The following is a 7,582-nucleotide window of genomic DNA, read 5'->3' on the forward strand; positions in this document are numbered from 1 at the left end:
CGTCCCCTTCCCCTTTCCCGCCCGCTCCGAGTCAATAACGGGGCGCGCCCCTTTGCCCACGCCGGCGCGGCAGCCGCGATCCGGGTGATGATCGTCGATGATTCGCTGACGGTCCGCACGATCTTCAAGCGCATGGTCGAAAGCGATCCGGCGCTGGTGATCGTGGGAACCGCATCGAGCGCCGAGGGTGCGATCGCGCAGCTCGGCCAGACGCCGGCCGATGTGGTGCTGCTCGATCTGGAGATGCCCGGGATCGGCGGGCTCGATGCGCTCCCCGCGATTCTCGCCACGCCTGCCCAGCCGCAGGTGCTGGTCGTCTCCTCGCTGACGGTCGACGGGGCCGAACACACGCTGGCCGCGCTGGAAATGGGTGCGGCCGATACGCTGCTCAAGCCGCGGCCGGGCGGCTTTACCGAGGATTACCGCGCCGCGCTGCTGCGCAAGATCCGCGCGCTCGGCACCCGCCCGGGTGAAGCCGCGCTCGAGATCGAAGCGGCGGCCCCCGCGCCCGCCGCGCCCGCACCCGATGCGCCGAGCTTCGCGCGTCCGGGCCTCTCGCGCCGGATGCGCCGCCCCGAGGTGATCGCGATCGGCGCATCGACCGGCGGCATCCATGCGCTTGGCCTGATGCTGCGGCGACTCGGCCACGATTTCGATGTGCCGCTGCTCATCACCCAGCACCTGCCTTCCAGCTTCATGCCGGTCTTCGCGCGCCAGATCGAAAGCGCCTGCGGCCGCCCGGCCGATATCGCCGCCGATGGACTGATGCTGACCCCCGGACGGATCGTCATCGCCCCCGGCCACGGCCATATCGTGGTGCGCCGCGGGGCCGCATCGGGCTGCCTCGTCACCCGCATCAGCACCGAACCCGCCGCCAGCGGCTGCACGCCCTCGGTCGACCCGATGCTCGCCAGCCTCGCCGAGGTCTGCGAGGGCCGCGCGCTGGGCGTGATCCTGTCAGGCATGGGCCGCGACGGCGTGATCGGTGCGCAGGCGCTGGTCGATGCCGGCGGCACGATCTACGCGCAGGACGCCGATACCAGCGCGGTGTGGGGCATGCCCGGCGCCGTCGCCCGCGCAGGCCTCGCCAGCATGATCGCCCCGCCCGAACGGCTGGGCGAGGCCATCGCCGCCCAGGCCAGCGCCCCTGCCGCCACCGCATCCGCCACTCCGGCGCAGCGGTAAGCGCCCCTATGGAAGCGAGTGAAGCCTCCCACCAGATCATCGCCGATCTGCTCGAAGCGCGCACCGGTCAGCACCTGACCGAGAGCCGTCGCTGGCGCGTCAACTCCGCGCTCGCAGGGATCTTCCGCCAGCACGGCATCAGCAATGTCGACCAGCTCGTCTGTCTGCTCGCCGACCCGCAGGCCGGGGATCTGGCGCAGGAGGTGGTCGAGGCGCTGCTCAACAACGAGACCTATTTCTTCCGCGACAAGCCGACCTTCGACCAGCTGCCGGGCGAGATCCTGCCCGAGCTAGCCGAACGCCGCCACACCGCGCGCCGCCTGTCGATCTGGTCGGCGGGCTGCTCGACCGGGCAGGAGGTCTATTCGCTCGCCATGCTCTTCGCCGAACAGGCCGAGCGCTGGCAGGGCTGGACGATCGACATCATCGGCACCGATGTCTCGCACCGTGCGATCCAGGCAGCACGCGGCGGCATCTACAGCCAGTTCGAGGTGCAGCGCGGGCTCGGCGTCACGCAGATGCTGCGCCATTTCGAGGAAACCCCGGGCGGCTGGCAGGTGCGCGACGAGGTGCGCCGCATGGTGCGCTTCCAGCAGCACAATCTGCTCAGCGGCCAGCACCCCGGGCGCATCCCCTTCGATCTGGTGCTGTGCCGCAACGTCCTGCTCTATTTCGACCGGCCCACCCGTACCGACGCCTTCGCCCGCCTGTCGGGCGCGGTCATGCCCGATGGCTTCCTCATGCTGGGCGCGGGCGAGACCGTTGTCGGCCAGACCGACCGCTTCATGCCCATTTCGCGCCGCGCGAGCTTCTTCGAGCCGGCGACCGCCGCAACCACCGGCACCCTCGCGAAGATCGCATAATCGCGCGATTTTGCGGCGAGGCGAAGGCGCGGCTTTACCCTTCCTTAGCCGCTTCTCTTTAGCACGATCAGGCAAGCGTGCGCCCCTGCCTGCGCACGCCACACGGGAACCCTGATTTGTGTCGATGGTGAAGCAACCTGTGCACCTGACCTCGGTTGGCCTGGCGCTGATCCCCATCGGGGTGGCCAGCGTGCTGACCGGTGCGCTGGCCTTCATGGTCGGCCTCAACGGGCGCGGCGGCCTGCAGGTGAACAGCGCGCTGCTGATCATCGCCGTGCTGATCTATGCCGCCACGCTGTTCTTCCTCGGCCGCAGCGGGGTCGCCAAGATCAAGGGTCTGGAGCTGCGCGCCAATGTCGATCCGCTGACCGGCCTGCCCAATCGCCACGCGCTGCACGAGGACGTCCAGTTCCTCTCGCGCGGGGACGAGGAAGTGGCGCTGGCGATGATCGATCTCGACAGCTTCAAGCAGGTCAACGACCACTATGGCCACGCCGTCGGCGACCAGCTGATCGAGCTGTGCGCCGATCTGATCCGCGAGGTCTGCGGCAAGGAAGCGCGCTGCTACCGCCTCGGCGGGGACGAGTTCGCCGCGGTCATGTCGGGCAAGGTCGCGGGCACCATCCTCGAAGGTATCTGCCGCACCCTGCTCGAGAGGCTCGGCACGCCGCTCACCCTCGGCCACCACCACATTGCGGTGGGGGCGAGCATCGGCCTAGCCCGCTCGACCGCGGACCTGCGCGTCCCCTCCTCGGAGATGCTGCGCCGCGCGGACGTGGCGATGGACATGTCCAAGCGCGGCGGGAAGATGCGCTGCACCTGGTTTAACGAAAGCTTCAACCGCCGCCGCGAGCGCGTGCGAGAGATCGAGGACGAGATCCGCACCGGGATCGCGGGCGGGGAATTCCACCTCGCCTACCAGCCGCTCGTCAGCGCCGACGACAAGCGCATCGTCGCGGTCGAGGCGCTGCTGCGCTGGAACCGCGGCACGGAGCGCGATCCGCTCGGCCCCAACATCTTCATTCCGGTGGCCGAGGATTCGGGCCTCATCAACCCGCTTGGCCTGTGGGTGCTGCGTCAGGCGGTGTGCGATGCGGGCCGCTGGGGCGACATCACCCTGTCGGTCAACATCTCCGCCGCGCAGCTGCGCAACGCCGAATTCCCGATCAAGCTGGGCGAGGTGCTGGAGGAAACCGGCTTCCCGCCGCACCGCCTTGAACTCGAAGTCACCGAGACCTGCCTCGTGCTCGACCCCGTGGTGGCCGAGCGCACGCTCGACGTGATCCGCAGCTTCGGCGTGCGCATCGTGCTCGACGATTTCGGCACCGGCTACGCCTCGATCGGCTTCCTGCGGCGCTTCCGCTTCGAGAAGCTGAAGCTCGACCGCAGCCTTGTCGAACTCGCGGGCGTCGATGACGGCAGCCGCGCGATGATGCTCTCCTCGATCGCGCTCGCCCGCGCGCTCGACATGGGCGTGACGGCCGAGGGCGTGGAGACCGAGGAACAGGCCGAACTGGTGCGCCTTGCCGGCTGTGACCAGATCCAGGGCTGGCTCTATCACCGCGCCGTGCCCGCAGAGGCCATCGACCGGCTGATCGCCGAACAGAATTCCAACCTCGCCCAGGTCGCAGGGCCGCACCACACCAAGGACGGACAGGCGGCATGAGCGCGCTTCAGGATATTGCCCTCAATCTCGATGCCGAGACCGCCGGGCAGCTTCCGCCCGCAGGTGGCCCGCCCGCGGGCCGCATCGCCCGCGCGCAGGCATGGTTCGCGCGCCTGCCCATCGGCGGCAAGATCACGCTGTTCTTCACCGCCAACTTGGGCTTCGCGCTGCTCGCGGGGCTGTTCGTGGTGGCGGGCTATGTCCAGCTCGGCCAGCGCGCCGATCGCATCCGCGCCACCCACGAGGCCGCGCTTCAGGCCGAGCGCCTGCTGGTGCAGCTGAGCGAGGGCCAGCGCCACGCCGAAATGCTGGTCACCACCGGCGATGCCACCCGCGCCCGCGCCGCGCGCGAGGCGCTGGGCCGTGCGGCTGCCAGCGCCGCCGCCCTCGCCGATCAGGCTGCCGCCTCGGAACTCGCCGGGGATAAGCGAATCGCGCAAATCCGCGACGGGATCGGCGATCTCGAACGGCAGGTCGACAGCTTCGACGCCGACACCGCCACCGATGCCGCCGCGCGCCGCCGCCAGTCTGCCGCCATCGGCGCGACCAGCGACACGGTGCTCGAAGCCGCGCAGGGCCTCACCGGCGCGCTCGGCCAGCAGGCCGATGCCATGGCCGATCGCGGCGCGGCGCTGATCTCGCGCCTGCTGATGATGTGGATCGCGCTTGCGACCGTGCTCACGCTCATCACCCTCTTCGCCCAGCGCTATTTCAACCGCACCGTGGGCGCGACGCTCAAGGCGATGGCGGGACAGATGACAGCGATTGCCGCGGGCGACCGCAATGTCGCGATCAGCGGCAAGGACCGCCATGACGAGATCGGCGAGATGGCGCGCGCCTCGGAAGTTTTCCTGCGCGCCGGGCTGCGGCTCGAAAAGCTCAGCCGCGAACGTGCCGAACGCGCCAAGGCCGAGCTTGACGAACAGGCCCGCCAGCAGGTCGTGGCCGAGGAAGCGCGGCTCGAACGCGAGCGCGTGCTGGTGGGCATCGCCGACCAGTTCGAACGCACCGTGGGCGAAGTCGTCACCGGGGTGGTCGCCGCCTCCAGCCAGCTGCAATCGACCGCCACCATGATGGCCGCCACCGCCGAGGACGCCTCCCTGCGCACCAACGAAGCCTCTGCCGCGATGCACGAGGCCAATATCGGCGCCACTGCCGCCGCTGCCGCAAGCGACGAATTCGCCATGTCGATCGGCGAGATCAGCCGTCAGGCCGCCTCCTCCGCCCAGCTTGCGCGCGAAGCGAGCCTGTCTGCCCGCGAGGCCGACAGCACCATCGGCGCGCTCGCTTCCTCGGCGCAGGAAGTCGGCCAGATCGTCGAGCTGATCCAGACCATCGCCCAGCGCACCAACCTCCTCGCCCTCAATGCCAGCATCGAAGCCGCCCGCGGCGGCGAGGCGGGGCGCGGCTTTGCGGTGGTGGCGAGCGAGGTCAAGGAACTCGCCAACCAGACCAGCCGCGCGACCGAACAGGTCGCCGAGCAGATCCGCGCGATGCAATCGACCACCGGCGCCAGCGTCAGCGCGCTCCGCTCGATCGCCGCGCAGATCGAAAGCCTCGAGACCACCGCCGTCTCGATCGCCACTGCGGTCGACCAGCAATCGGTCGCGGGCCATGATCTGGCGCGCAGCATCGATCTCGCCGCGCGCGGGACCGAGAAGGTTGCGGGCCATGTCGAGACCGTGCGCGCGCTCTCGCTCTCGACCGGCTCGGCCGCTTCGCAGGTGCTCTCCAGCGCCACCAGCCTCGAAACCCAGGCCGCCACGCTGCGCACGCAGGTGCAAAGCTTCCTCGCCCGGGTGCGCGCCAGCTGAGGTTATCGCGGGGCGCGACAGGCCGCGCGCCCGACGCTACGTAATCCCCCTCGATCAAGCATTTGGAAATCATTTTCCTTCATCAATGCTTGAAACCAGAGCCCGGGGGATTGCCGCGTGAACATGATGAGCCTGCAGGAGCGCCGCGAGGAACAGGCCGTTCCCGATTTCGTGCTGCAGATGCGCGCCGAGGACGAGCGTGACGGCGTGACTTACGACGTCGCCTCCGCGGTGCCCGAAAACGGCACCCTGCTCGAACGCATTACCTGGTTCCGCAACCTGCCGCTGGCGCGCAAGATCAACGCGGTGTTCGGCACCTTCCTCGGGGTCGGCGTGCTGATGGTGCTGGTGCTGGGCTTCGGCCTCACCGAGCTGTGGAACCGCTACAACGCCTCGGCCCGCGTGCAGGAAACGCTGGTTGCGGCCGGGCAGATGCAGGCAACCGCAGGCGAGCTGCGCTACCATTCGGTGCGCGTGCTCTATGATCGCAGCAGCGCCCTGCGCGAGGCGCAGCGCAGCCATGCCGGCGATCTGATCAAGCAGGTCACCGCGATCGAGACCCGCCTCGCGAGCGAAGCCCCCGAACTGAGCCCGCGTGCGGGCACGGTGCGCTCCGAAGTCGCCCGGTTCGAGACCACCTTCGATGCCGCTGCCGAGCGCGTGCGCGGCGGGGGCGATGCCAATGCCGCCGCCGCCGAAGTCTCGCGCCAGGGCGATGCCGTGATGGCCGCCACCGCGCAGCTCGCCGCCGATATCGGCGCGCGCGGCGATGCACAGGAAGCGCGCGGCATCACCTATTTCTTCAACATGATCCTGATCTGCGGCGTGCTCGCGGTGCTAGGCGGGGGCGTGCTGCTGCTCGGCCTCACCTATCTCTCGCGGGATTTCTCGCGCAAGATCAAGGAAATCACCGACGCGATGAGCCGTCTGGCCGAGGGCGACCGCAAATTCGACATCGCCGGTGCCGACCGTCAGGACGAGATCGGCGCGATGGTCCGCGCGCTCGAGCTGTTCAAGCGCGCCAGCAAGCGGCTCGAGATGTGGGCGCGCGAACGCTCGGAAAAGGCCGAGCAGGAATTGCAGCTCCAGCAGGAGCGTGAGCGCGAGCGGATCGAGGCCGAGGCCAAGCGTGCCGCGCTGCTCGATGATGTCGCCCGCCAGTTCGAACGCACCGTGGGCGATGTGGTGAGCGGTGTCGCGGCTGCATCCAGCCAGCTCCACACCACCGCCACCCGCATGGCCCAGAGCGCCGAGGAAGCGAGCCGCCGGACCGGCGAAGTCGCCGCCTCGATGGAGGAAGCCAACGCGGGTGCCACAGCGGCTGCTGCCGCGAGCGACGAATTCGCGCTCTCGATCAGCGAAATCAGCCGTCAGGCGGCGTCTTCGAGCGAACTCGCGCGCCTCGCTTCGGTCGCCACTGGCGAAGCCGACGAGACGATCTCGGCCCTCGCCGCTTCGGCGGACGAAGTCGGCCAGATCGTCGAGCTGATCCAGACCATCGCCCAGCGCACCAACCTGCTCGCATTGAACGCCTCGATCGAGGCGGCGCGCGGGGGCGAAGCGGGCCGGGGCTTCGCTGTGGTCGCCAGCGAGGTCAAGGAACTCGCAATGCAGACCAGCCGCGCGACCGAAAAGGTTGCCGAGCAGATCCGCGCAATGCAGTCCACCACCGGCGCGAGCGTCAAGGCGCTGCGGGCGATTGCGGGGCAGGTGAAGGACCTCGAATCCACCGCCGTCTCGATCGCCACCGCGGTCGACCAGCAATCCGTCGCAGGCCGCGATCTCGCCCAGAGCATCGACCTCGCCGCACGCGGGACCGAGAAGGTCTCCGGCCACATCGAGGACGTGCGCCAGCTGTCGCTCTCGACGGGCGCGGCGGCTTCGCAGGTGCTCTCGAGCGCCAACGAGCTGGAGGCGCAGGCGGCCCATCTGGGCGATCAGGTGCGCGGGTTCCTTCGTACGGTGCGGATGGGGTAGAGAGCCCCCCACACCTTCCTCCTGCGGCGCGATCCCGCCGCCAGCAGGCCCCGCCCGGGGGCCGCCAGCGGCGGCGA

The 7,582-nt window shown here is 69.5% G+C and carries 5 protein-coding genes; all 5 read left to right on the top strand.

From position 1 onward, the window contains the following. Positions 1–87: 87 nt before the first annotated feature. On the top strand, positions 88–1,185 hold the full coding sequence (cheB, locus tag BZF57_RS09245) for a chemotaxis-specific protein-glutamate methyltransferase CheB (RefSeq protein WP_086736988.1): 1,098 nt from the start codon (positions 88–90) through the stop codon (positions 1,183–1,185). Positions 1,186–1,193: 8 nt separating this feature from the next. Beyond that, positions 1,194–2,048: a CheR family methyltransferase gene (locus BZF57_RS09250; protein ID WP_086736991.1), complete on the top strand. Its 855-nt coding sequence runs from the start codon at positions 1,194–1,196 to the stop codon at positions 2,046–2,048. Between the two features lie 124 nt (positions 2,049–2,172). After that, positions 2,173–3,714: a putative bifunctional diguanylate cyclase/phosphodiesterase gene (locus BZF57_RS09255; protein WP_240505919.1), complete on the top strand. Its 1,542-nt coding sequence runs from the start codon at positions 2,173–2,175 to the stop codon at positions 3,712–3,714. Further along, on the top strand, positions 3,711–5,528 hold the full coding sequence (locus BZF57_RS09260) for a methyl-accepting chemotaxis protein (protein WP_240505920.1): 1,818 nt from the start codon (positions 3,711–3,713) through the stop codon (positions 5,526–5,528). Before BZF57_RS09255 ends, BZF57_RS09260 begins: the two co-directional genes overlap by 4 nt. Positions 5,529–5,651: 123 nt before the next feature. Further along, positions 5,652–7,505, top strand: a complete 1,854-nt coding sequence (locus tag BZF57_RS09265) for a methyl-accepting chemotaxis protein (RefSeq protein WP_240505921.1) — start codon at positions 5,652–5,654, stop codon at positions 7,503–7,505. Positions 7,506–7,582 lie beyond the last annotated feature (77 nt).

The sequence above is a fragment of the Erythrobacter colymbi genome, assembly GCF_002155685.1.
In the GTDB taxonomy this organism is placed as follows: domain Bacteria; phylum Pseudomonadota; class Alphaproteobacteria; order Sphingomonadales; family Sphingomonadaceae; genus Erythrobacter; species Erythrobacter colymbi.

Excerpts from the sequence above, each read along its gene's own strand:
- cheB (WP_086736988.1), top strand. The coding sequence starts at position 88 with ATGATCGTCGATGATTCGCTGACGGTCCGCACGATCTTCAAGCGCATG.
- BZF57_RS09250 (WP_086736991.1), top strand. The coding sequence starts at position 1,194 with ATGGAAGCGAGTGAAGCCTCCCACCAGATCATCGCCGATCTGCTCGAA.
- BZF57_RS09255 (WP_240505919.1), top strand. The coding sequence starts at position 2,173 with ATGGTGAAGCAACCTGTGCACCTGACCTCGGTTGGCCTGGCGCTGATC.
- BZF57_RS09260 (WP_240505920.1), top strand. The coding sequence starts at position 3,711 with ATGAGCGCGCTTCAGGATATTGCCCTCAATCTCGATGCCGAGACCGCC.
- BZF57_RS09265 (WP_240505921.1), top strand. The coding sequence starts at position 5,652 with ATGATGAGCCTGCAGGAGCGCCGCGAGGAACAGGCCGTTCCCGATTTC.